This window comes from Bradyrhizobium sp. Leo78 (genome assembly GCF_059512425.1).
On the sequence record NZ_JCAMOT010000331.1, the window covers coordinates 1 to 272 of the forward strand.

Here is a 272-nt window from a genome sequence, read left to right on the forward strand (position 1 = left end):
TCCCGAAAGCCTCGGCTGCGGATGCCGCGAGCCTTTGACCCCAGTACCATTTCATCGCGGCTCGGCCTTGAAAGCGCCCCCCCTCGCAGCACTCGACCGTAGCCGCCTCATCATAGAGATCTAGCAAATCATCCAACCGACCCTGCTTACAGGCGTCGATCCAATCGACAACGATATCGATCGCATCGAAGCCCGCGCGAGCGTTCGACATGTTCCACCTCCTCGTTGACGCTTCCCGCGGAGATGAGTACGGGCTCTGGCCTGAATGGACT

At 59.9% G+C, this 272-nt stretch carries 1 pseudogene; it reads right to left on the reverse strand.

Annotation, left to right across the window (positions count from 1 at the left end):
• Window positions 1-211, reverse strand: a pseudogene (locus AC5ZG1_RS44940) (nuclear transport factor 2 family protein); the annotation flags it as partial.
• Window positions 212-272 lie beyond the last annotated feature (61 nt).